Consider the following 255-nt stretch of genomic DNA (forward strand, 5'->3'; position numbering starts at 1 on the left):
GCTCAGCATGAATTTCTTCCAGAGCCTGATAAAAATAATCTACTCTTCTGTCTGATTTATCTTCAAGCTTATCAAGAATTTCCTTATCAAAAATAAAAACCGGAACTACTTTTAAACCGGCTTCAAGTGCATGAAACAATCCTGTATTATCTTCCAGTCTGATATCTCTTCTGAACCAGAAAATATTTACTTTTTCTTTTTTAGACATAATGATTTATTAACCCTGTTTTCTCTACAAAAATCAGACTAATTTTT

Annotated in this window: 1 protein-coding gene; it reads right to left on the reverse strand. The window is 30.6% G+C overall.

The genetic code is table 11. The features are described from left to right. A partial coding sequence (locus WFK35_RS23185) for a deoxyribodipyrimidine photo-lyase (RefSeq protein WP_336735015.1) occupies positions 1-208 on the reverse strand: 208 nt, incomplete at its 3' end. Between the last annotated feature and the right edge of the window lie 47 nt (positions 209-255).

Origin of the sequence: Chryseobacterium sp. VD8 (genome assembly GCF_037149975.1) — a bacterium.
GTDB classification, from domain to species: Bacteria; Bacteroidota; Bacteroidia; order Flavobacteriales; family Weeksellaceae; genus Chryseobacterium; species Chryseobacterium indicum.